We start from the raw sequence: 21,633 nt of genomic DNA on the forward strand, positions 1-21,633 counted from the left end.
CGCCGCGACCTGGTCTCTGCTACTCGGGCTTCGCTCCGAAGACGATCTCGTCCCAGCTCGGTACCTTCGACCGAGCGCGACGCGGCGTACGGTTCTTGACCGATACCCGGTCGACCGTCTCCACCTCAGGGGGCTGCGAGCCGGCAGCAGAGCTGCTAGCACCCGCCGTGTCCGAGGCTGCCGCATGCACGTCCGGCTGCTCGCCGTCAGGCGTCGGAGCAGCGGAGCGGTCCGGACCCACAGCGGTGCTCGGACCGTCGGCCGCTGACGTGGTCGAGGCAGGGGCCGGGAAGACCCGGGCAGAGCGCAGCGACCCGGTCTCCGGGGGATGCGCACCGGGTGCGTCGCCCACCGGGCGCGGACCTGGTCGACCGAGGTCGAAGACCGTCGGAGGACCGAAGCCTTCGAACTCCACGTCGTCGTCCTCGTCGTTGAGGTCGACCTGCTGGCGCACGCCTCGGCGTCCGCGCAGGTCGTCGAGCAAGGACGTCGTCTCGTCGAGAGCGCTCGCAGCAAGCTCGTCGGGCGTCAGCGCCTCGGACGCACCGTCGCTCGTGCGATGCCCGTCGACGGCGTCCAGGACCGGACGGATCGATCCGTTCGCCTCCACGTCGAAGACCGTGCTGCGCACTGAAGCGAGGTGGCGGCGGGGGATGGGTTCGTCGACGATCTCGGTCTCAGAGAGCCACCTGGCCTCGTCCTCGAGCGCGTGGAGCATGTGTGCGGAGTGGTCGAAGGTCCACCGCGCGAGGCGGGCCTGGCCTCCCACCTCGAAACCGACCGAGACGATCCAGCCGTGCCCGTCCGGGCGGGCCGCGTCCCACGTCAACGCCGTCGTGTCGACACCTCTGGCCGCAAGACGGTCCGTCACGAGGTCACCCAGGGGCGGCGAGCTGTTGTCCCGGCCCACGCGCGTCGCTGCCGCCTGCTGAGCGATGAACTCGCGCTCGGCGAGCACAGGTCCCTCGTACCGGCGCACCTGCTCGATCGTGATGCCGGCACTCGTCGCGATCTCCTGCGCCGTCATCCCTGCCCGGACCCTCGCCTGGATCTCCCGTGGCGGCAAGAACCCTGCAGACGTCGACTTCAGATGCTCTAGCTGCGGTCGGTCCCGACGCACCGCAGCACGCAGCGCATCCGTGATCGGCAATCTGTACTGCGCGCCTCCGGGGCCCGCGAGAAGGAGATGCTCCCCGTCGTCGTGCAGGTCGACGAGCCGTAGCTCTCCTGCGCTCACCTCAACCATTAGTCCTCCCATGGCACTGCCTCGACGCTCAGCCTGCCACCTTTGTCGCTCACAGTGGCGGACGTGCACCGGTGCGCCGTCTCATCGGCACGGTACCTCTCCAACCAGGACCGCCGAGACCGCGGGGATCGGGCAGGATGGGCGCATGAACTCTGAGCAGATCGTGCCGACCGACATCCCTGACGCTGCGCTCCTCGCCGAGCTCCGGTCTCTTGCTGAGCGGGTCGCGCGCGCCGCGGGAGACCTCGTCCGCGAGGGACGTCCTGACCGGGTCGAGGTCGCGGCCACCAAGTCGTCGCCCGTCGACGTGGTCACTCAGATGGATGCCGACTCCGAGGCGCTCTTGCGACGACTCATCCTCGCCGAACGGCCAGGCGACGCCATCCTCGGCGAAGAAGGAGGCCATGTCGCCGGAGCCAGCGGGCTCACCTGGGTGATCGACCCCATCGACGGGACGGTCAACTACCTCTACGGCATCCCCGCCTACGCGATCTCCGTGGCAGTGGTCGCGGGGACGCCGGACCCGGACCGCTGGGTCGCGCTCGCCGGGTGCGTCCTGCACGTCGTGGACGGCCGGACGTGGACGGCGGCGCTCGGAGCGGGAGCGACCCTCGACGGCCGTGCACTGCACGTCAACGACGCCAAACCGCTCTCTCAGAGCCTCGTCGGGACGGGCTTCGGGTACGAGAGCGAGCGACGTGCCGCGCAAGCGCTCGTCCTCACGCACGTGCTGCCGAAGGTGCGCGACATCCGTCGGATCGGGTCCGCAGCGATCGACCTGTGCATGGTTGCCGACGGGAGCCTCGACCTCGTCTACGAGCGCGGGCTCAACCCGTGGGACATGGCCGCAGGCGGCCTGATCGTCACCGAGGCCGGTGGCGCGCTGACGGGACTCCGTGGACGCCGCGCAGGGCCGGACATGACGGTGGCGGGCGCGTCCTCGTCAGCAGCAGAGCTCGCGAGCCTGCTGGCCGGGCTGGACGCTGACAACGGCGCCTGACCGGGCGTGTCGCGGGGATGTTTCGAGGATGTGACCACCGTGTTTATCACCCGGTGACAGATGTCACCCGCACCCGGGTGTGCGGGCCGCTGATAAATGGTGCACAATCCCATCGCGACCTGGGAACAATCCGCGTCGTTCGAGCATTGACTGCGTACGCGTCCCCAACGACGACGCCACCGGCTCTCAGCCGGTGGACCACTACACCTGTAAACGGAGTGTGAGCCCCCACATGGCAACCGACTACGACGCCCCGCGCAAGACTGAGGAGGACCTCAGCGAGGACTCTCTCGAAGAGCTCAAGGCGCGTCGGTCCGACAAGAGCTCCGGGGTCGTGGACGAAGACGAGACGGAAGCCGCAGAAGGATTCGAGCTGCCCGGCGCGGACCTGTCTGGCGAAGAGCTCTCGGTCCGCGTGCTCCCGCGTCAGGCTGACGAGTTCACCTGTGCGAGCTGCTTCCTCGTCCACCATCGCAGCCAGCTGGCGAGCGAGAAGAATGGCCGCCAGATCTGCTCGGAGTGCGCTGGCTGAGGTACGACGTCCACGCGCCCTCGCGGCTGCGTCCGTGTGCGATCAGCCGCGCACGGAGAGCGCAGCCGCCAGGTCGCCTGCCCGCCTGCTGGACACGATCCAGTATGGCGTCGGGTCTGCCGGGTCGAGGACCTCGACCCGGATCCCGCCTCCGGCCCACGTGCGCAGGCACGCAAAGGCTCGCGGGTCCCACGGCGGGCCCATCTGCTCCCGGACGCCGTCCCGGTCGAGAACGCGGACCTCTCCGAGAAGCCGCAGCGGGATGCAGGCCGCTCCGGCACGCAGGTCCGCCCCGACGACCTCGACCACCGGTGACGTGACCCAGGCGGCGACGAGCCCGGCCACGAGGACGCCCGCCCCGACGACGACCGCCACGGTGGTGCCGGCAACGCTCGCCGCGACCCCGACGACCCCCGCGAGGACCACCAGCCCGAACCAGCCACCCACGCTCGGTACGAGGCGCTCTCGGAACGTCGGTGTCGGCGCAGACCGGCTCTGGTCGGACGGACTAGCGGCAGGGCGGGGGGACGACGGGGCATCGGTCATGAACCCATGATGCCAGGGCGAATCGGGCTGCCAGGGCGAATCGGGCTGCCAGGGCTGCGAGGGCCGCTAGAGTCTCCTAGCGTGACCACGCGCTCTCCAGAAGTTCTCATCACCCGGCTCGACCCCGAGGTGCCGCTCCCCGCCTACGCGCACCCGGGCGACGCAGGTGCGGACCTCGTGACCACCGTGGGCGTCGTGCTCGCTCCGTTCGAGCGACGCACCGTTCCCACGGGCATCGCGATCGCGCTCCCTGACGGCTACGTAGCGTTCGTCCATCCACGCTCCGGCCTGGCTGCACGGCACGGTCTGACGATCCTCAACGCACCCGGGACCGTCGACGCGGGCTACCGCGGCGAGATCAGCGTGACGCTCTACAACTCCGACCCTCACGAGCCGATCGTCCTCGTCCGCGGCGACCGCATCGCCCAGCTCGTCGTCCAAGAGGTCGCGCACGCTCGCTTCGTCGAGGCAGAACGCCTTCCCGGGTCCGCGCGCGGCACGGGCGGCTTCGGTTCCAGCGGTGGGTGGGCCGGTTCGCCCGGAGCGCAAGAGTAGGGTCCCGCACTCAGATCGGCTTAGTGTTGTCACGAGACGATCACGAAGCGTCTACTGTGGTCCCGCTCGGCGGATCGCGCTTGGCGCACACTTGAAGGAGACAAACCCGTGGCTCTGTTTCGACGCAGTCCCAAGGCAGCGGCTGCAGACGGTCCCGACGCGAGCGACGCAGCCGTCGACACGGCTCCCGCCTCGCACCAGGGCCCGTGGGACGTCTCTGAGGTGCCCGAGCGCGGTGCGCGGATCGACCTCGGCTCGCTCTGGGTTCCTGGTGTCCAGGGCATGGAGGTGCGCATGGAGGTCGACGAGAAGACCCAGCGCGTGACAGGCGTCGGTATCGCGCTCAACGGGTCGGCTCTCCAGATCCAGGCCTTTGCCGCACCACGTCGTGAGGGCATCTGGGACGAGATCCGGGCCGAGATCGCGGAGTCTGTCGTCAAGCAGGGCGGCTCGGTCGACGACGTCCCTGGGACGTTCGGTCGTGAGCTTCTCGCCCGCCTTCCCGCGCGGACCCCGGACGGGCGCACAGGCCACCGACCAGCACGGTTCATCGGGTTCGACGGCCCTCGGTGGTTCTTGCGCGGTGTCGTCAGCGGCCGGGCAGCGATCGACGTGGAGGCGGCCCTCGAGCTCGAGGCCGTCTTCGGTGGGACGGTCGTCCTCCGCGGTGACGATGCCCGGCCCCCGCGTGACCTCCTCGCGCTCGCTCTTCCCGGTGGAGCCGCCCCTGCCGCCACGACCCCCAGCGAGCCGACGCTCGACCCGTTGACACGTGGTCCAGAGATCACCGAGATCCACTGATGAACATCAAGACCGCCATGCACTCCATGCTTGCGTCGCAAGAGGAGATCGCTGCGGACGAGGAGCGTTCGGACTCCTCGGCACAGGTGGGCTGCACCTCTGTCGCGACTGCTGGGAACCGCGAACGCGTGGTCGTCTCCGGAGTCGTTCGGTCCGTGATCCTGCGCCCGCGTCAGGGCGTCCCCGCGCTCGAGGCAGAGCTGTTCGACGGCTCGGCCAGCGTCGACCTCGTCTGGCTCGGTCGTCGTCGTATCGCGGGCATCGAGCCTGGTCGTCGGATCCGTGCTGAGGGTCTCGTGTGCTTGATGGGCGGTCGCCCGATGATCTACAACCCGCGGTACGAGCTGCGCGCTCGGCCGGGAGAGTGAGCCGTTCGATGGAGTCCCCAGAGTCCACCGAGGAGGTTCCCGCGACAGACGCAGCGCCGGCCACCGGGCTGCGCTCGCTCACGGAGGACGAGTTCTCTGTCCTGAGCTCCGTCGGGGGTGTCCGCGGCGTGGTCGAGTCCATGGCTCCAGGACTCGTCTTCGTGGTGGTGTTCGTCGTGACGAGGGAGCTCAGCCCTGCGCTCGTCGCGTCGATGTCTATCGCCGTCCTCGCCGTCATCGCGCGGCTCCTCCAGCGCACCCCGCTGACGCAGGCGTTCGGAGGGCTCCTGGGCGTCGCGATCGGTGTCTTCTGGGCGTGGAAGTCAGGTGAGGCGAGCGACTACTTCGTCGTGGGCCTGTGGACTAACGTCGTGTACCTCGTGGTCCTGCTCGTGACCACCGTGCTGCGGTGGCCCGTCGTCGGTCTGGTCATCGAGGGCTTGCGGGCAGGGTTCGGGAGCCCCACGACCCAGGAGCCCGCGACGAGCGAGCCGGAGGCGGAGACCGCCCCCGCTCCGGTGTGGTCGACCGCGTGGCGCCGCGACCTGCCCCTCATGCGCCGCTACATGCTCGCGACCTGGCTGTGGGTGGGCCTGTTCGCGGTCCGTCTCGTGGTCCAGGTCCCGCTCTACGTCATGCACCAGGTGGGCTGGCTGGGGACTGCGCGGCTGGTGATGGGGATCCCGTTGTGGGGTCTGGTGCTGTGGGGGACGTGGGTCCTGGTGCGCCGACCAGCATCGCCTGCAGCGCCAGCTCAGACGCTTCCGGCCCCGCGACGATGAGCAGCTCGTCGCCGACCTCGAGGGTGTCGTCGGCGCTGGGCGCGATCGGCAGGGTGCCGCGGACGATCGCCGCGAGCACGGTGTCCGTGGGCCAGACGATCTGACCGACCCGGTGCCCGGTGAGGGGGGAGTCCTCCGGGAGAGTGATCTCGAGGATCCCAGCACCGGACTGGTGGAACGTGAAGATCTTCACGAGGTCGCCGATCGAGACGGCCTCTTCGACCATCGCGGTCATGATCCGCGGCGTCGAGACAGCGACGTCGACGCCCCACGACTCGTCGAACATCCACTCGTTCTTGGGGTTGTTCACCCGGGCGACCGTCCGTGGGACGCCGTACTCCGTCTTGGCCAGCAGCGAGATGACGAGGTTCGCCTTGTCGTCACCGGTGGCGGCGACGATGACGTCGCACTCGTCGACCTTGGCCTCGGTGAGGGTCGGGAGCTCGCACGCGTCGGCGAGCAACCAGTCGGCGTCGGGGACCTGGGCGACGCGCATAGCGGTCGGCTGCCGGTCGATGAGCGTGACGTCGTGGTCGTTCGCGAGCAGCTCACGAGCGATGGACCGACCGACCGAGCCGGCTCCGGCGATGACGACGCGCATCAGTTCTCCAGCTTGGGTGCGTGGGTCAAGACACGTTCCATCGTCGGAGCGTCGTCCGTGTGGACGAGCACGTGGAGGATGTCGTTCTCTTGAAGGATCGTGTCTGGGCTCACGATGAGCCCGTCGCCGTAACGCGTGACGAACGCGCTCTTCGCGCCGGTAGCCTCGTCGATGGTGCGGATAGAGCGCCCGTACCATCCGGCGTGGATGTCGACCTGGCACAGCCGGATCTGTCCGGAGGGGTCACGGTACTCGTCGGTCGCCCCCATCGGCAGCATCCGGCGCAAGACCTGGTCTGCGGTCCAGCGCACGGTCGCGACGGTGGAGATGCCCAGCCGCTGGTAGATCTCGGCCCGGCGAGGGTCGTAGATCCGTGCGACGACGTTCTCGACGCCGAAGGTCTCGCGGACGACCCGGGCCGCGACGATGTTCGAGTTGTCACCGTCGGAGACCGCGGCGAACGCGTAGGCTTCCTCGATCCCGGCATGCCCGAGGGTGTCGCGGTCGAATCCGAGCCCCGTGACCTTCTTCCCACCAAAATCGGGTGAAAGTCGACGGAACGCCTCGGCGTTCTGGTCGATGATCGCTATCGAGTGGCCGTAGTTCTCGAGCGACTGGGCGAGCGTCGCTCCGACCCGCCCGCATCCCATGATGACGAAGTGCACAGTCGGGAACGCTATACCAGGTTCGTCTCCAGGTATATCCGACAGGTCCCTGGACAAGCCTCGCTGAGAACTTCACCGCCACGTGAGGCTCGGAAGCGCACAAGTAGGCCTAGCATTGCTCAACGTGCCGGAAATCGTCGATGCCACCAAGCGCCTGCTGCTCGGCCGTCCGGTCCGTAGCGACCGCCTGGGCCACACCCTCTTGCCGAAGAGGATCGCTCTGCCGATCTTCGCCTCGGACGCTCTGTCGTCGGTGGCGTACGCGCCCGACGAGATCCTCCTGACGCTCGCGGTCGCAGGCTTCACCGCGACAGCGATCTCCCCGTGGGTCGGCCTCGTCGTCGTCGTCGTCCTCCTCACGGTGGTTGCCTCTTACCGGCAGAACGTCCACGCGTACCCGTCGGGCGGTGGCGACTACGAGGTCGCGACGAAGAACCTCGGCCCGAGCGCGGGGGTCGGTGTCGCGAGCGCACTCATGGTCGACTACGTCCTCACCGTCGCTGTCTCGATCTCGTCCGGCGCCCAGTACGCGGCGAGCGCGATCCCGGCCCTGCGGGACCACGAGGCGCTGTTCGCGGTCGGTCTTGTCATGATGCTCACGCTCGCGAACCTGCGCGGGGTCAAGGAGTCAGGGCGCCTGTTCGCGATCCCTGTGTACCTGTTCATGTTCGCGATCGGAGTGACGGCGGTCGTCGGGTTCTTCCGCTACGCCGCCGGGAACTTGCCTCTGGCGGAGAGCTCGGGGTTCGAGCTCATCGCACAGCCGAGCTTCGATCAGGGGCTCACGGGTGCAGCCGGGGCCTTCCTCATCGCCCGGGCCTTCGCGTCTGGCTGTGCTGCGCTCACAGGTGTCGAGGCGATCAGCAACGGTGTGCCAGCGTTCCAGAAGCCGAAGTCGCGCAACGCGGCGACGACCCTCGCGCTCCTCGGACTCATCTCCGCCGCGATGATCCTCACCATCCTCTTCCTGGCTCGTGTCACGCAGGTGCACTATGCCGAGATCCCTCACGAGCAGCTGACCGACGGTGGGGTAGCGCTGCCGGTGGACTACGTCCAGCACCCGGTGATCGGGCAGCTCGCCGAGGCGATCTTCCGGGGCTTCCCCCCGGCGTTCTACGCCGTCTCCCTGGTGACGGGCATCATCCTCATCCTCGCCGCGAACACGGCGTTCAACGGCTTCCCTGTGCTCGGGTCGATCCTCGCGAAGGACGGATACCTGCCGCGCCAGCTCCACACCCGTGGCGACCGTCTCGCCTTCTCGAACGGGATCCTCACGCTCGCCGCAGGTGCGATCGTCCTCATCTGGGCGTTCGACGCGCAGGTCACGCGCCTCATCCAGCTCTACATCGTGGGCGTGTTCGTGTCGTTCACCCTGTCGCAGCTCGGGATGGTGCGGCACTGGACCGAGCGGCTGCGCACGGAGACCGACCCGTCGGCCCGCCGGCAGATGCTGCGCTCCCGCGTCGTCAACGGCTTCGGCCTCGCGATGACCGGTACCGTGCTCGTCATCGTCCTCGTGACGAAGTTCACCCACGGTGCGTGGATCGCCATCCTCGCGATGGCGGTCGTGTTCGTGCTGATGAAGTCGATCCGCAAGCACTACGACACCGTCTCCCGCGAGCTCGAGCTGAGCGACGAGCCAGGAGCCGACCGTGCGCTGCCGAGCAGGGTCCACGCGATCGTGCTCGTGTCCAAGCTGCACAAGCCGACTCTCCGTGCCGTCGCCTACGCTCGGGCGTCGCGGCCGAGCACCATCGAGGCAGTGACGGTCGGTGTCGATCCCGAGGACGTGGCGCGTCTGACCGCCCGCTGGGAGAAGCTCGACCTGCCGGTCCCGCTGCGGATCCTCGACTCGCCCTTCCGGGAGATCACGCGGCCGATCCTCGGCTACGTCCGGTCGATCCGTCGAGAGAGTCCTCGTGACCTGGTCGTCGTGTACATCCCGGAGTATGTCGTGGGTCACTGGTGGGAGCAGCTCCTGCACAACCAGAGTGCTCTGCGTCTCAAGGGTCGCCTGCTCTTCACCCCGGGCGTCGTCGTCGCGTCTGTCCCGTGGCAGCTGGCGTCGTCCGCCGGGCAGACCGGTCTGGAGGGCACGGCGTACGTGGCCAAGAAGCTGCCGCGAGGCTACTGAGGCGCGGCATCCGCGCAACATGCGCCCGGTCGCGCGGTCGTGGGCGACGGGTTGCGCCGTGGCGCAGGGGATACTGGGACCGTGCCTACCAACTCTGACGCTCTGACCGCCGACCCCGCCGACCCTCGCGAGCCCGCTGCGCCCGCCGAGCTCGTCGAGCTCGAGATCGGGTCGATCGCCCATGGTGGACACTGTGTCGCTCGCCACGAGGGGCGCGTGATCTTCGTCCGGCACACGCTCCCGGGGGAACGGGTCATGGCGCGCTTGACGGACTCTGGCGAGACGTCGAAGTTCTGGCGCGCTGACGCGATCGAGATCCTCGAGCCGTCCCCCGACCGCGTGCGCTCCGCATGGCCGCAGGCTGGTGCTGACGGTGTGGGCGGTGGCGAGCTTGCGCACGTCGCGCTCGAGGCGCAGCGTCGCTGGAAGGCCGGCGTCGTCGAGGAACAGCTCCGCAGGATCGCTCACCTCGATCGCGAGGTCGTCGTCGAGGCGGCTCCGGGGGACGGCGCGCTCGGTGGCCTGGGCTGGCGCACGCGCATCGATCTCGTCGCGGACGAGAACGGCCGCGCAGGGATGCGCAAGTTCCGCTCGCACGACATCGTGCCGCTCGCCACGATGCCGCTCGCGACGCCTGAGGTGCTTGCTGCCGCGGCGGCCGAGAAGGTCTTCGCGCGCCGCTGGCACGCGGGAGCGCGCATCGAGATCATCGCTCCGGCGAACGGTACGGACGCGATCGTTCTCGTCGACGACGCGGTCGTGCGCAGCGGGCACGTCGACAACCGTCCGAACGCGCGCCGCTCGGTCACGGAGACGGCGACGGTCGACGGCGTGGAGCACAGCTATCGCGTCGCGGCAGACGGGTTCTGGCAGGTGCACCGCGAGGCGCCCTCGCTCCTTGCCCAGGTCGTGCTCGACGCAGCCCGGGGCGGGTCGGGAGATCTCACAGACGCCACCGTCCTCGACCTCTACTCGGGTGCAGGCCTGTTCACCGTGCCTCTCGCTCACGCGGTAGGGGTGGTTGGACGCGTCATCGCCATCGAGGGCGACGAGCGGGCGGCGAAGGATGCCCGGCGCAACGCGCACGACCTCGAGCAGGTCGAGATCCATCACGGGGCCGTGGAGCGGGTGCTGCGCACTGCAGGGCACGGTGCGATCGGTGGGGCAGACGTCGTCGTGCTCGACCCGCCTCGCACCGGTGCCGGAAAGCGGACGATCGCCGAGATCGTGACGCTCTCTCCGGCGCGGATCGTGTATGTCGCCTGCGATCCTGCGGCGCTCGCACGAGACATCGCCTACCTCGCGGAGTCGGGGTACAGCCTCGAGAGCCTGCGCGCGTTCGACCTGTTCCCGACGACGCACCACGTCGAGTGCGTGGCGGTCCTCACGCGCTGACCGAGGTCGGTGCGGGGGACAAAGGTCTCCCAAAGTATCTTGACGTCAAGATATGTGCGCTATGATTATCCGAGAAGGCAAGGCCAGCGAGCGCACCGTACCGCTGGCCTCGCCGGCCGCCCGGCGTAGGCTGGGCGGCGGTCCGTGCACGAGAGTGCCGACCGGGGAGACGGGCACGTCAGCACGTCTCCGGTGGTCGTCACCAGACTCATCACCACAGAAGGAGCGTTCGTGAGCAGCGTCGACACGTTCGGGTCGAAGGGAACTCTCGAGGTAGCAGACGCCTCGTACGAGATCTACCGACTCTCAGCAGTACCAGGCGCCGAGCGCCTCCCGTTCAGCCTCAAGATCCTCGCCGAGAACCTCCTGCGCACGGAGGACGGTGCCAACATCACCGCGGACCACGTCCGCGCCGTCGCAGGTTGGGACCCCGCAGCGGAGCCCGACACCGAGATCCAGTTCACGCCAGGCCGCGTGATCATGCAGGACTTCACCGGTGTTCCGTGCATCGTCGACCTCGCCACCATGCGTGAGGCCGTCGCCGAGCTCGGTGGCGACCCCACGCGGATCAACCCGCTGGCTCCCGCCGAGATGGTCATCGACCACTCCGTGCAGATCGACGTCGCCGGCCGCGCGGACGCGTTCCAGCGCAACGTCGACCTCGAGTACATCCGCAACCGTGAGCGCTACCAGTTCCTGCGCTGGGGCCAGACGGCGTTCGACGACTTCAAGGTCGTCCCGCCGGGCACCGGCATCGTGCACCAGGTGAACATCGAGTACCTCGCGCGCGTCATCATGACGCGCGAGGTGGGCGGTAACCTGCGCGCCTACCCCGACACGTGCGTCGGCACCGACTCGCACACGACGATGGTCAACGGCCTCGGCGTGCTCGGCTGGGGCGTCGGTGGCATCGAGGCCGAGGCCGCCATGCTCGGACAGCCCGTCTCGATGCTCATCCCGCGCGTCGTCGGCTTCAAGCTCACGGGCGAGATCCCCTCGGGCGTCACCGCGACCGACGTGGTGCTCACCATCACGCAGCAGCTGCGCCAGCACGGCGTCGTCGGCAAGTTCGTCGAGTTCTACGGGGAAGGCGTCGCAGCGGTCCCGCTCGCGAACCGCGCCACGATCGGCAACATGAGCCCTGAGTTCGGATCCACGGCGGCGATCTTCCCGATCGACGGCGTGACGATGGACTACCTGCGCCTCACCGGCCGCAGCGAGGAGCAGCTGGCGCTCGTCGAGGCGTACACCAAGGAGCAGGGCCTCTGGCACGACCCGACGGTCGACGGCTACACGGAGCCGATCTTCTCGGAGTACCTCGAGCTCGACCTCTCGACGGTCGTCCCCTCGATCGCCGGCCCCAAGCGCCCGCAGGACCGCATCGAGCTCACGGACGCGAAGAAGTCCTTCGCGACGACGATCCTCGACTACGTCGACGCCGACGCGGCCGCCGAGTTCACCGGGCTCGACGAGTCCGTCGCGGAGACGTTCCCTGCCTCGGACCCGATCGCTGCAGGCGAGCACGCGGACGCGAGCGACGCCCCGGCCCACGTGCCGGACGGCGACAGCGCGAAGCGGCCGCACAAGCGGACCCCGGTCACGCTCGCGGACGGGACCGTCACCGAGATCGACCACGGTGCTGTCGTCATCGCCTCGATCACCTCGTGCACCAACACGTCCAACCCGTCGGTCATGCTCGCTGCTGGCCTGCTCGCGAAGAAGGCCGTCGACAAGGGCCTCGTCGCGAAGCCGTGGGTCAAGACGTCGATGGCGCCCGGGTCCAAGGTCGTCACCGACTACTACGAGAAGGCCGAGCTGTGGCCGTACCTCGAGAAGCTCGGCTTCCACCTCGTCGGCTACGGCTGCGCGACGTGCATCGGCAACTCGGGCCCGCTGCCAGAGGAGATCTCGGCGGTCGTCAACGAGCACGACCTCTCGGTCGTCTCCGTCCTCTCGGGGAACCGTAACTTCGAGGGGCGTATCAACCCCGACGTGAAGATGAACTACCTCGCGTCCCCGCCGCTCGTCATCGCGTACGCGCTGGCCGGGACGATGGACTTCGACTTCGAGAACGAGCCGCTCGGGCAGACGCCTGACGGCGCCGACGTGTTCCTCGCGGACATCTGGCCCTCGGCGGACGAGGTCCAGGACACGATCGACACGTCCATCAACCGGGGGATGTTCACCAAGGACTACGCCGACGTCTTCGCGGGCGACGAGCAGTGGCGTGCGCTGACGACGCCCGAGGGCAAGACGTTCGCCTGGGACTCCGAGTCCACGTACGTGCGCAAGCCCCCGTACTTCGACGGCATGAGCATGACGCCGGCGCCGGTCACGGACATCGTGGGCGCACGCGTCCTGGCCAAGCTCGGCGACTCGGTCACGACCGACCACATCAGCCCCGCTGGTGCCATCAAGCCGGGCACGCCCGCGGCCGACTACCTGGCCGAGAACGGTGTGGACCGCAAGGACTACAACTCTTACGGCTCACGTCGTGGGAACCACGAGGTGATGATCCGCGGGACCTTCGCGAACATCCGCCTGCGCAACCAGCTCCTCACGGACGTCGAGGGCGGCTACACGTTCAACTTCGTCAAGGGCGAGCAGTCGTTCATCTACGACGCGGCGCAGGACTACGCGGCGCAGGGCACCCCGCTCGTCATCCTCGGTGGCAAGGAGTACGGCTCCGGCTCGTCGCGTGACTGGGCGGCCAAGGGCACGGCGCTCCTCGGCGTCCGCGCGGTCATCACCGAGAGCTTCGAGCGGATCCACCGCTCGAACCTCATCGGCATGGGCGTCCTCCCGCTGCAGTTCCCCGTCGGGGAGTCGGCTGGTTCGCTCGGGCTCGACGGGACGGAGACGTTCGACATCGCTGGCGTCACGGCGCTCAACGACGGCTCGACGCCGTCGACGCTCGCAGTGACGGCGACCCGCGCCGACGGTACTGTCGTCGCCTTCGACGCCGTCGTGCGCATCGACACCCCGGGTGAGGCGGACTACTACCGCAACGGCGGCATCCTCCAGTACGTGCTGCGGTCGTTGGTCAACAGCTGACCAGGCTCACCGACGTCTGGGCTGACGCCTCGACATGAGTGCTGCTGCGGCGGGCGCCCTCTCCGGAGGGCGCCCGCTGTCGTTCACCCGGCGGGGCAGCGTGACGCGGCCGACGGTGCGAGGCAGGATGAAGCATGTCCATCACGCCGAAGACCGTCCCGACGACCGCAGACGTCGATGCCTTCATCGCCTCGGTCGAGAACGAGGTGCGACGCGACGACGCACGGACGCTCAAGCGCATGATGGAGCGCGTCACCGGCCAGCCGGCGAGGATGTGGGGTCCGTCGATCGTGGGTTTCGGGTCGTACCACTACGTCTACCCGACGGGGAACCAGGGGGACGCGGCCGCAGCCAGCTTCTCACCACGCAAGGCTGCGACGACGGTCTACGTCGCTGAGGGTTTCGCTGGCCACGCCGAGCGGCTCGCGCGACTGGGCCCGCACACGACGAGCGTCTCGTGCCTGTACATCAAGCGGCTCTCTGCGGTCGACGTCGGTGTCCTCGAGGAGATCGTCACAGCCTCCTACCGGAACGTGACAGAGCGGTGGCCGGCCGAGCGGTAGAAGGGTCCGAGCGATCAGCACCCACCGGGCGCTGCGTCGTCGAGCGCCTGGTCGAGCGCGGTGCGCCCGAGGGAGGCGAACAGCGCGTCGTCGTCGCTGTGCATGAGCAGCCCGGTCGTGATGGCCACGGCCCACGCGCGGGCACGGCGCCAGGTCGCGACGTCTGTCCCGCAGCGGTGCGTCACGGACCGGACGAAGTCGTCGCGACCCACCGGGCCGAACGTCAGCCAGGCCGTGGCGAGGTCGGTCGCGGGGTCGCCTGCTGTCACGTCGCCGAAGTCGATCACGGCGCCGAGCCCGAGCGCCTGGACAGGATGCGTCTCGTGCGTCTCGAGCAGGATGTTGAAGGGGTGCAGGTCGCCGTGGATCCAGACCGGCGGCCCGGTCCACGGCGGGGTCGCGCTGAGGTCCGTCCACAGAGCGAGCGCCTCGGCAGCCCGCTCGTGGTCGATGACGGCGAGACGATCGAGCACTGTCGCCGAGCGGCTCGAGAGGTCGCCTCCTCGGAACGGGTTGATCGGGGCATCGGCCGGCGCAGGGCGGTGGATCTGCTCGACGAAACGGGCCAGACCGGGCGCGGCGGCGTCGCGCCCCGCGAGGGGAACGACGCCCGCAGGCACACCGTCGAACCAGGGGACGACGCTCCAGTGCCAGGGGTAGTCGCCGCTGGGCGTGCCGCGGTGCACCGGGACCGGGACGCCGACGTCGACGTGCGCCGCAAGACGCGGGAGCCAGTCCTGCTCGTGCCTGACGAGCTCCGATGCCGCGGCTCGACGCGGAAGACGGACGGCAAGCTCTGGACCGAGCCGCCACGTCGCGTTGTCCCAGCCTTCGCCCGCGAGCCGCAGGGGAAGGTGGGACAGGTCAGGCCGCTGCTCGGAGAGGAGCCTCCTGATGAGATCCGTGTCGATGCGGACCTCGGCCGCAGGCTTGTCAGCCACGCCAGGACTCGACAGCCTCGGCGAACGCGGAGAAGCACACGAGCGCACGGGGGACCAGGCTGGGGAAACGAGCGGCAGCGTCTTCGGCCAGCCTCTCCGCCTCGCCCGCCTGGAGGTCTGCTGCCATGTCCGGCTGGTCCATCCACGTGCGGAGCATCGGGTGGTCGAGCTCCAGATGAAACTGCATCCCCACGGCACTCCCGGCGCGGAACGCCTGCACAGGGGTCTGGACGCTCGAGGCCAGCACGGTGGCGCCCGGTGGTGCATCGACGGCGTCTGAGTGCCAGTGCACCACCGAGGGGTCGGGCGTCGCGTCGACGCAGAGCGGGTAGAGGTACGGGTCGCGGATCCCGGCGCCCGTGAGCGCGACGGGCCCGAATCCGACCTCCCGACCAGCGCCGGAGTGCAGCGTGCCGCCGAGGGAGACAGCCAGCAGCTGCATGCCGAGACACACGCCGAGGACGGGGACGCCTGCCTCGGTCGACGCTGCGAGGAGCTGTCGTTCTGCAGCGAGACCAGGGTGCTGCGCGTCGTCGAGCGCTCCCATCGCGCCACCCATGGCCACAAGACCAGCGAGCGAGGCGATGTCAGGGACCTCCGGGGCGACCTTGTCGACCAGGGTGACGGACCGCCACGGGATGCCGCGCGCCTCGAGGGCTCGCCCGACGAGCCCGGGCCCCTCCCACGCAGCGTGCTGGACGACGAGGACCTCCTGGCCGCTCACAGCGTGGCGACCGAGATGCCCGGTCGGCGGTCGTCGCCGACGCGAAGGAGTGGGGACGCGTCAGACCCACCGGGGGCCGGCGCGCAGGAGCGGGAGGGGATGTAGTCCATCTGTCCAGGCTATGCGCTCGGTGCGTGCAGGTCAGACCGGGATGTCGAGGAGCCGGCGCTCCCAGGGGAGGGCCCACCCCAGCCCGTCGAGCACACGGTCGAGGACGATCCCGGTAAAGCCCCACACGACACGGTCCTCGACGACGAACGCCGGGCTGTCAAACGACGAACGGCCGCGCGTCACCCTCCCGAGCCGACGGTTCTCGGGATCGAGGAGCGTGCTCACCGGGACGCGGAAGACTGCTGCGCACTCGCCGTGGTCGACCACCCCGACCGGTGACGGGCGGGCCCACCACCCGAGCACCGGGGTGACGAGATGGTTGCTCACCGGGAGCGGCAGCCCTGCCAGGGTCCCCACGACCTCGACCCCGTCGGCGTCGAGACCGGTCTCTTCCGTCGCTTCCCGGAGAGCCGCGCCGACCGGGCCCGTGTCGTCGGGGTCGAGCCTGCCTCCGGGGAAGGCGATCTGCCCCGGATGGTGGCCGAGCGATGCCGCGCGCTCGACGAGGAGCACGTCGATGTCGCCGGGGTCGTGCCCGGCGCGTCCCTCGAGCGCACCGAAGAGGACGAGGACCGCTGCGGGACGCACCGCTTGTGCTGCTGCCGATCGCGGACCAGGGACCGCTCGCGAGTCGGGTGCGCTCCGGGGGACGCGCCCGCGCCCGGCCCCCCAGTCGATCCCGAGCCGGACGAGGGCGTCGAGACGCGCCCGGACGGCGTCCGGGGCGGCCGGCGACGTCTGCGTCACCAGCCGGTCGGCAGCGGTCGGCCCTCGTCGTACCCTGCTGCTGACTGGACGCCGACGACGGCAGTCTCGGTGAACTCCTCGAGGGTGCGCGCCCCCGCGTAGGTGCACGCGCTGCGCAGGCCGGACGTGATCTGGTCGATGAGGTCCTCGACGCCGGGGCGCTGCGGGTCCAGGTACATCCGCGACGAGGAGATGCCTTCCTCGTAGAGCGCCTTGCGGGCGCGCTCGAACGGGCTGCCGCCCGCGTTGCGAGCGGCGACCGCGCGGGCCGAGGCCATGCCGAAGCTCTCCTTGTAGAGGCGTCCGCTGCCGTCGTCGTGGAGGTCGCCCGGGCTCTCGTGCGTGCCGGCGAACCACGACCCGACCATCACCTGCGACGCGCCGGCCGCGAGGGCGAGGGCGACGTCGCGCGGGTGGCGCACGCCACCGTCGGCCCAGACGTGCGCGCCGAGCTCGCGGGCGCGGGCGGCGCACTCGAGCACGGCGGAGAACTGGGGCCGGCCGACGGCGGTCATCATGCGGGTGGTGCACATCGCGCCTGGACCGACGCCGACCTTGACGATGTCGGCGCCCGCTTCGACGAGGTCCTCGACCCCTCGTGCGGTGACGACGTTCCCGGCGACGATCGGGACACGGGGGGAGACCGACCGGACCGCAGCCAGCGCCGCGATCATCTTCGTCTGGTGTCCGTGGGCCGTGTCGACGACGATGACGTCGACACCTGCGTCGAGGAGCTCGGCGGTCTTCGCTGCGACGTCGCCGTTGATGCCGACGGCAGCGGCGACGCGCAGCCGTCCGGCCGTGTCGACCGCGGGGCGGTAGATGCTCGAGCGCAGGGCACCGGTCCGTGTGAGCACGCCGAGGAGCTCTCCGTCGCGCACGACGGGTGCGAGGCGTCGGCGCGTCGCGTAGAGCTGGTCGAACGCGCTGCGCAGACCGTCGGTCCCGTCTGAGGTGAGGACCGAGGCGTCGATGAGTGTCGGGTCTGGCGTCATGACCTGGCGGACCTGGGTGAACCGGTCGACGCCGAGGCAGTCGGCAGCGGAGACGATCCCGACCGGTCGTCGGGCGGCGTCGACGACGACCGCGGCTCCGTGGGCGCGCTTGCCGATGAGCGTGATCGCGGTGTGCACCGTGTCGGTCGGCATGACGGTCACGGGGCTCTCGACGACCGTGTCCTTCGCCTTGACGCTGGCGACGACGTCGGCGACGACGTCCGTCGGGATGTCTTGCGGGATGACGGCCATGCCGCCGCGGCGAGCCACCGTCTCCGCCATCCGCCGTCCGGAGACCGCGGTCATGTTCGCCACGACGATCGGGATCGTCGTGCCGGTCGCGTCCGCGCTCGCGAGATCGACGTCGAAGCGGGACGTGACGTCGGAGCGGGAGGGGACGAGGAAGACGTCCCCGTAGGTGAGGTCGTGTGGGGGGAGGTGCCCGTCGAGGAAGCGCATGCGGCCAGTCTACGAAGATGGACGACGCCGTCGGCTCACGTCGGTGTGCGGAGCCTCCGGGCAGGCACCGTGCCCGTGTGGATCCTGTGCGTGAGGGGGCTGGGTCCTGTACGGCTTGGCCCCTGTGACCCGGCCCGCGTCGCAGGGGTGGCCGTCCGACTTATAGAGTAGATCTCCGTGCTCGCCGCACGATCACGTGTGCGCGCTCCTGGTCGGCGACGATTGTGGGCGCTGCTGCAACAAGGAGGAATGCCATGGGACTCCTGGAGAACATCCAGTCGCCCGACGACCTGCGTCGGCTCACCCCGACAGAGTCTGTCGAGGTGGCGGCCGAGATCCGTGAGTTCCTCGTCCAGTCGGTCTCGCGGACCGGAGGGCACCTCGGTCCCAACCTCGGGGTCGTCGAGCTGACCATCGGCATGCACCGTGTCTTCTCGTCTCCGAAGGACACGTTCATCTTCGACACGGGCCACCAGTCCTACGTGCACAAGCTGCTCACGGGGCGACAGTCGTTCGGTGACCTGCGGACACGTGACGGGCTGTCCGGTTATCCCAGCAGGTCGGAGTCCGTCCACGACGTCGTCGAGAACTCGCACGCGTCGACGGCGCTCAGCTGGGCGGACGGGATCGCCAAGGCGAACGTCGTGCGCGGGCTGACGGACCGCCACGTGGTCGCTGTCATCGGTGACGGCGCCCTGACCGGCGGGATGGCCTGGGAAGCGCTGAACAACATCGCGGCCGGCCACGACCGGCGCCTCATCATGATCGTCAACGACAACGGCCGCTCGTACGCGCCGACCATCGGCGGCATGGCGCACCACCTCGACACGCTGCGCACCACCCGCGGCTACGAGACGTTCCTCGACTGGGGCAAGCGGACGCTGCGGCGCTCGGGCCTGCCGGGTCGCTTTGCCTACGACGCGCTCCACGGGCTGAAGAAGGGCATCAAGGACGTCGTAGCCCCGCAGGGGATGTTCGAGGATCTCGGCATCAAGTACGTGGGCCCCGTCGACGGTCACGACATCGAGGCTGTCGAGCGATCGCTCGTGCGGGCCCGCGCGTTCGGCGGGCCCGTGCTCGTCCATGTGATCACCGAGAAGGGGCGGGGCTACTCCCCGGCGGAGCAGGACGTCGCCGACCGGTTCCACGCCGTGGGGCGCATCCACCCGGAGACCGGGCTGCCTCTCGCGCCGTCGCGCTTCGGTTGGACGAAGGTGTTCGCCGACGAGATCGTCACGATCGGCCGCGCCCGCCCCGACGTCGTCGCCATCACGGCCGCGATGCTCGCTCCTGTGGGCCTCGCGCCGTTCGAGAAGGAGTTCCCGGGGCGGACGTTCGACGTCGGGATCGCGGAGCAGCACGCTGCCACGTCCGCGGCCGGGATGGCGTTCGCAGGCCTGCACCCTGTCGTCGCGCTCTACGCGACGTTCCTCAACCGCGCGTTCGACCAGGTGCTCATGGACGTCGCGCTCCACAAGGCCGGCGTGACCTTCGTCCTCGACCGGGCCGGCATCACCGGGGACGACGGTGCCAGCCACAACGGCATGTGGGACATGGCCATGCTGCGCATCGTGCCGGGCCTGCACCTCGCTGCGCCTCGGGACGAGGAGACGCTCCGCGCCGCACTGCGCTCGGCGATGGACATCGACGACGCCCCGAGCGTGGTCCGCTACCCCAAGGGACCGGTCGGCGACGCGATCCCTGCGGTCGACGTCCTCGACGGCGTCGACGTCGTCCGCCGGACGGACGTCGAGCAGAGCGGCTCGGATGCTCCGGTGGTTCTTCCCGCACCGGACGGGTCGAGCACCTCCCCGCGGCGGGTTCTCCTCGTCGGCATCGGGTCCATGGCGACCACCGCGCTCGAGGTCTGCGACATCCTTGCCGCGCACGGCGTGACGGCCACTGTCGTGTCGCCCACGTGGGTTCTGCCCATGCCGCCCGTGCTGACGAAGCTCGCCGGTGAGCACGAGCTCGTCGTGACCCTCGAGGACGGGCTGGCGGAAGGCGGCATCGGCGCGCTGCTCGGCGAGCGGGTGCTCGCAGCGGGCGTCGGGACCCCTGTGCTGACGGTCGGCCTCCCGACAGCGTTCCTCGACCATGCGTCGCGCGACCAGATCGTCACCGCCAACAGGCTCACTGCGCCGGACGTCGCACGGGACGCCATCGACTGGCTGGCGCGATCGCGTCAAGGATGAGGCAGGCTCCAGGCGAGGCTCTGCCCTCGGGTCGGGCCCAGGTGCTGTTCGTCGGTGGAGCGAGCGGCACAGGCAAGACGTCCGTCGCGTTCGAGGTGAGCGCGCTGCTCTCTCGCGCGCGGATCGCGCATGCGCTGGTCGACGGCGACAACCTCGACGCGAGCTATCCCGATCCGGGGGAGAGTGACCGGGACTGGTTCACCACGACGAACCTTGCCAAGGTGTGGGAGACCTACCGGGCTGCGGGCCAGCGGCGCCTCGTCTACGTCAACACCGTGAGCGTCCTCGAGACCGTCGAGCTGGCAACGGCCGTGGATTCCGACGCAGAGGTCGTGGCCGTGCTGCTCGGGGCCACGGAGAGCAGCGTGCGCGACCGGCTGCGCCAGCGTGAGCAGGGGAGCGAGCTCGACGTCCACCTAGAGCGCAGCGTCGCGCGCAGGGCGGAGCTGGAGCTGAGGGCACCTGAGTGGGTGACGCGCCTCGACACGACCGGGCGGACGGTGGAGCAGGTTGCTGCCGACGTCGTCGCCCTGACCGGGTGGAGCACGGCCCGCACGGCGGAGACCGACCCGACCGTCTGGGTGTGACCGGCCCCACCGAGCTCCGGACGGTCGGCGCGACAGCCTGACGGCGTCAACCGGCGACGGTCTCGGGCAGACCCGGGAGCCCGTCGATGCTCCGGGCATTCTTCTGCTCGCGGTAGGCGACGAGCCCGTCGGTCCCTTTCTTCACGCTCCATGGTTCGATCACGTCGCGCTCGCGGACGTGGTCCATGACGGGTACGCCCCAGCCGCAGGAGTCGCTCACCCGCGTCACGTCGACGACGACGATGGCTCGGGTGCCGGTGTGCGCCGGGTGGAGCACAGCGACCTCGTCGAACTCGGTCGTCCCGGGCTCGGCGACCCGGCCGCGACCGTGCAGGCGCACGATCCGCGGACGGGCGTCGAACGAGCAGAACATGATGCAGACGCGTCCGTTGTCTCGCAGGTGCGCGATCGTCTCGACGCCGCTGCCGGTGAGGTCGACCCAGCCGACGCGCGTGGGACCAAGGACCGAGAACGAGTCGAGGCCGCGCGGGCTGGCGTTCACGTGACCGTCGACGCTGGACGGTGCCGTGGCGACGAAGAACATGTGTTGCTGACCGATCCACAGGGAGAGGTCAGCATCGATGCTGTCTACGACTGTGCCCATCGGGAAAGCGTACGATGAAAGCGTCCGC

At 69.6% G+C, this 21,633-nt stretch carries 20 protein-coding genes and 1 pseudogene; 12 read left to right on the forward strand and 9 right to left on the reverse strand.

Annotated features, from left to right (window positions below; genetic code table 11):
• Window positions 1-19: 19 nt before the first annotated feature.
• Complete coding sequence (gene sepH / locus ATL42_RS03925; protein ID WP_098454239.1) at window positions 20-1,246, reverse strand: septation protein SepH; 1,227 nt, start codon at window positions 1,244-1,246, stop codon at window positions 20-22.
• Window positions 1,247-1,391: 145 nt separating this feature from the next.
• On the opposite strand from sepH, the gene ATL42_RS03930 reads away from it, so the two are divergent.
• Both ATL42_RS03930 and ATL42_RS03935 read left to right on the forward strand, forming a co-directional pair.
• Complete coding sequence (locus tag ATL42_RS03930) at window positions 1,392-2,246, forward strand: inositol monophosphatase family protein (protein ID WP_098454240.1); 855 nt, start codon at window positions 1,392-1,394, stop codon at window positions 2,244-2,246.
• A gap of 232 nt (window positions 2,247-2,478) precedes the next feature.
• Window positions 2,479-2,778 (forward strand): DUF4193 domain-containing protein, encoded by a 300-nt coding sequence (locus ATL42_RS03935; protein WP_098454241.1) that lies wholly within the window; start codon window positions 2,479-2,481, stop codon window positions 2,776-2,778.
• A gap of 42 nt (window positions 2,779-2,820) precedes the next feature.
• Here ATL42_RS03935 and ATL42_RS03940 read toward each other — a convergent pair whose 3' ends face one another.
• Window positions 2,821-3,324, reverse strand: coding sequence for a DUF3093 domain-containing protein (locus ATL42_RS03940; protein WP_098454242.1), 504 nt, complete (start codon window positions 3,322-3,324; stop codon window positions 2,821-2,823).
• Window positions 3,325-3,405: 81 nt separating this feature from the next.
• On the opposite strand from ATL42_RS03940, the gene dut reads away from it, so the two are divergent.
• The 4 genes and pseudogenes from dut to ATL42_RS03960 form a co-directional block, all read left to right on the forward strand.
• Window positions 3,406-3,879 (forward strand): dUTP diphosphatase, encoded by a 474-nt coding sequence (gene dut, locus ATL42_RS03945; protein ID WP_245862088.1) that lies wholly within the window; start codon window positions 3,406-3,408, stop codon window positions 3,877-3,879.
• Between the two features lie 108 nt (window positions 3,880-3,987).
• Window positions 3,988-4,680 carry a DUF3710 domain-containing protein gene (locus tag ATL42_RS03950; RefSeq protein ID WP_098454243.1) on the forward strand — a complete coding sequence of 231 codons (693 nt, stop codon included), beginning with the start codon at window positions 3,988-3,990 and terminating at the stop codon, window positions 4,678-4,680.
• Entirely contained in the window at window positions 4,680-5,048 is a 369-nt protein-coding gene (locus ATL42_RS03955; RefSeq protein ID WP_098454244.1) for an OB-fold nucleic acid binding domain-containing protein, read from the forward strand. The genes ATL42_RS03950 and ATL42_RS03955 overlap by 1 nt, the downstream gene beginning before the upstream one ends.
• 140 nt (window positions 5,049-5,188) lie before the next feature.
• Window positions 5,189-5,728: pseudogene (locus ATL42_RS03960) on the forward strand (DUF3159 domain-containing protein); the annotation flags it as partial.
• Here ATL42_RS03960 and ATL42_RS03965 read toward each other — a convergent pair.
• A complete protein-coding gene (locus ATL42_RS03965) occupies window positions 5,682-6,431 on the reverse strand; it encodes a potassium channel family protein (RefSeq protein ID WP_098454245.1) in 750 nt (249 codons plus the stop codon). The pseudogene ATL42_RS03960 and the gene ATL42_RS03965 overlap by 47 nt on opposite strands.
• Window positions 6,431-7,081, reverse strand: a complete 651-nt coding sequence (locus ATL42_RS03970) for a potassium channel family protein (RefSeq protein WP_098456307.1) — start codon at window positions 7,079-7,081, stop codon at window positions 6,431-6,433. The genes ATL42_RS03965 and ATL42_RS03970 overlap by 1 nt, the downstream gene beginning before the upstream one ends.
• 139 nt (window positions 7,082-7,220) lie before the next feature.
• On the opposite strand from ATL42_RS03970, the gene ATL42_RS03975 reads away from it, so the two are divergent.
• The 4 genes from ATL42_RS03975 to ATL42_RS03990 all read left to right on the forward strand — a co-directional run bounded on the left by ATL42_RS03975 (window position 7,221) and on the right by ATL42_RS03990 (window position 14,242).
• Window positions 7,221-9,230, forward strand: a complete 2,010-nt coding sequence (locus ATL42_RS03975; protein WP_098456308.1) for an APC family permease — start codon at window positions 7,221-7,223, stop codon at window positions 9,228-9,230.
• A gap of 81 nt (window positions 9,231-9,311) precedes the next feature.
• Window positions 9,312-10,625 (forward strand): class I SAM-dependent RNA methyltransferase, encoded by a 1,314-nt coding sequence (locus ATL42_RS03980; protein WP_098454246.1) that lies wholly within the window; start codon window positions 9,312-9,314, stop codon window positions 10,623-10,625.
• 231 nt (window positions 10,626-10,856) lie between these two features.
• Complete coding sequence (locus ATL42_RS03985; protein WP_098456309.1) at window positions 10,857-13,679, forward strand: aconitate hydratase; 2,823 nt, start codon at window positions 10,857-10,859, stop codon at window positions 13,677-13,679.
• A gap of 134 nt (window positions 13,680-13,813) precedes the next feature.
• Entirely contained in the window at window positions 13,814-14,242 is a 429-nt protein-coding gene (locus ATL42_RS03990; RefSeq protein WP_098454247.1) for a DUF1801 domain-containing protein, read from the forward strand.
• 14 nt (window positions 14,243-14,256) lie between these two features.
• Here the strand turns inward: ATL42_RS03990 and ATL42_RS03995 are convergent, their stop codons facing one another.
• From ATL42_RS03995 to ATL42_RS04010, 4 genes are all read right to left on the reverse strand, one after another.
• Entirely contained in the window at window positions 14,257-15,183 is a 927-nt protein-coding gene (locus ATL42_RS03995; protein ID WP_098454248.1) for an aminoglycoside phosphotransferase family protein, read from the reverse strand.
• Window positions 15,176-15,907 carry a type 1 glutamine amidotransferase gene (locus ATL42_RS04000; RefSeq protein ID WP_098454249.1) on the reverse strand — a complete coding sequence of 244 codons (732 nt, stop codon included), beginning with the start codon at window positions 15,905-15,907 and terminating at the stop codon, window positions 15,176-15,178. Before ATL42_RS04000 ends, ATL42_RS03995 begins: the two co-directional genes overlap by 8 nt.
• 141 nt (window positions 15,908-16,048) lie before the next feature.
• Window positions 16,049-16,765, reverse strand: coding sequence for an NUDIX hydrolase (locus ATL42_RS04005; protein ID WP_098454250.1), 717 nt, complete (start codon window positions 16,763-16,765; stop codon window positions 16,049-16,051).
• Window positions 16,762-18,219: a GuaB1 family IMP dehydrogenase-related protein gene (locus ATL42_RS04010; protein WP_098454251.1), complete on the reverse strand. Its 1,458-nt coding sequence runs from the start codon at window positions 18,217-18,219 to the stop codon at window positions 16,762-16,764. The genes ATL42_RS04005 and ATL42_RS04010 overlap by 4 nt, the downstream gene beginning before the upstream one ends.
• Before the next feature lie 254 nt (window positions 18,220-18,473).
• On the opposite strand from ATL42_RS04010, the gene dxs reads away from it, so the two are divergent.
• Window positions 18,474-20,414: a 1-deoxy-D-xylulose-5-phosphate synthase gene (gene dxs, locus ATL42_RS04015; RefSeq protein ID WP_098454252.1), complete on the forward strand. Its 1,941-nt coding sequence runs from the start codon at window positions 18,474-18,476 to the stop codon at window positions 20,412-20,414.
• Window positions 20,411-21,001: an adenylyl-sulfate kinase gene (locus ATL42_RS04020; protein WP_211281775.1), complete on the forward strand. Its 591-nt coding sequence runs from the start codon at window positions 20,411-20,413 to the stop codon at window positions 20,999-21,001. The genes dxs and ATL42_RS04020 overlap by 4 nt, the downstream gene beginning before the upstream one ends.
• 46 nt (window positions 21,002-21,047) lie before the next feature.
• Here the strand turns inward: ATL42_RS04020 and ATL42_RS04025 are convergent, their stop codons facing one another.
• Window positions 21,048-21,605, reverse strand: a complete 558-nt coding sequence (locus ATL42_RS04025) for a pyridoxamine 5'-phosphate oxidase family protein (RefSeq protein WP_098454253.1) — start codon at window positions 21,603-21,605, stop codon at window positions 21,048-21,050.
• Between the last annotated feature and the right edge of the window lie 28 nt (window positions 21,606-21,633).

This window comes from Sanguibacter antarcticus (assembly GCF_002564005.1).
Lineage (GTDB): Bacteria > Actinomycetota > Actinomycetes > Actinomycetales > Cellulomonadaceae > Sanguibacter > Sanguibacter antarcticus.

What these genes read in the sequence shown, in the direction of transcription:
- sepH (WP_098454239.1), bottom strand. Translation starts at nt 1,246, where the DNA reads ATGGTTGAGGTGAGCGCAGGAGAGCTACGGCTCGTCGACCTGCACGAC.
- ATL42_RS03930 (WP_098454240.1), top strand. Translation starts at nt 1,392, where the DNA reads ATGAACTCTGAGCAGATCGTGCCGACCGACATCCCTGACGCTGCGCTC.
- ATL42_RS03935 (WP_098454241.1), top strand. Translation starts at nt 2,479, where the DNA reads ATGGCAACCGACTACGACGCCCCGCGCAAGACTGAGGAGGACCTCAGC.
- ATL42_RS03940 (WP_098454242.1), bottom strand. Translation starts at nt 3,324, where the DNA reads ATGACCGATGCCCCGTCGTCCCCCCGCCCTGCCGCTAGTCCGTCCGAC.
- ATL42_RS03955 (WP_098454244.1), top strand. Translation starts at nt 4,680, where the DNA reads ATGAACATCAAGACCGCCATGCACTCCATGCTTGCGTCGCAAGAGGAG.
- ATL42_RS03965 (WP_098454245.1), bottom strand. Translation starts at nt 6,431, where the DNA reads ATGCGCGTCGTCATCGCCGGAGCCGGCTCGGTCGGTCGGTCCATCGCT.
- ATL42_RS03970 (WP_098456307.1), bottom strand. Translation starts at nt 7,081, where the DNA reads ATGGGATGCGGGCGGGTCGGAGCGACGCTCGCCCAGTCGCTCGAGAAC.
- ATL42_RS03990 (WP_098454247.1), top strand. Translation starts at nt 13,814, where the DNA reads ATGTCCATCACGCCGAAGACCGTCCCGACGACCGCAGACGTCGATGCC.
- ATL42_RS04010 (WP_098454251.1), bottom strand. Translation starts at nt 18,219, where the DNA reads ATGCGCTTCCTCGACGGGCACCTCCCCCCACACGACCTCACCTACGGG.
- dxs (WP_098454252.1), top strand. Translation starts at nt 18,474, where the DNA reads ATGGGACTCCTGGAGAACATCCAGTCGCCCGACGACCTGCGTCGGCTC.
- ATL42_RS04020 (WP_211281775.1), top strand. Translation starts at nt 20,411, where the DNA reads ATGAGGCAGGCTCCAGGCGAGGCTCTGCCCTCGGGTCGGGCCCAGGTG.
- ATL42_RS04025 (WP_098454253.1), bottom strand. Translation starts at nt 21,605, where the DNA reads ATGGGCACAGTCGTAGACAGCATCGATGCTGACCTCTCCCTGTGGATC.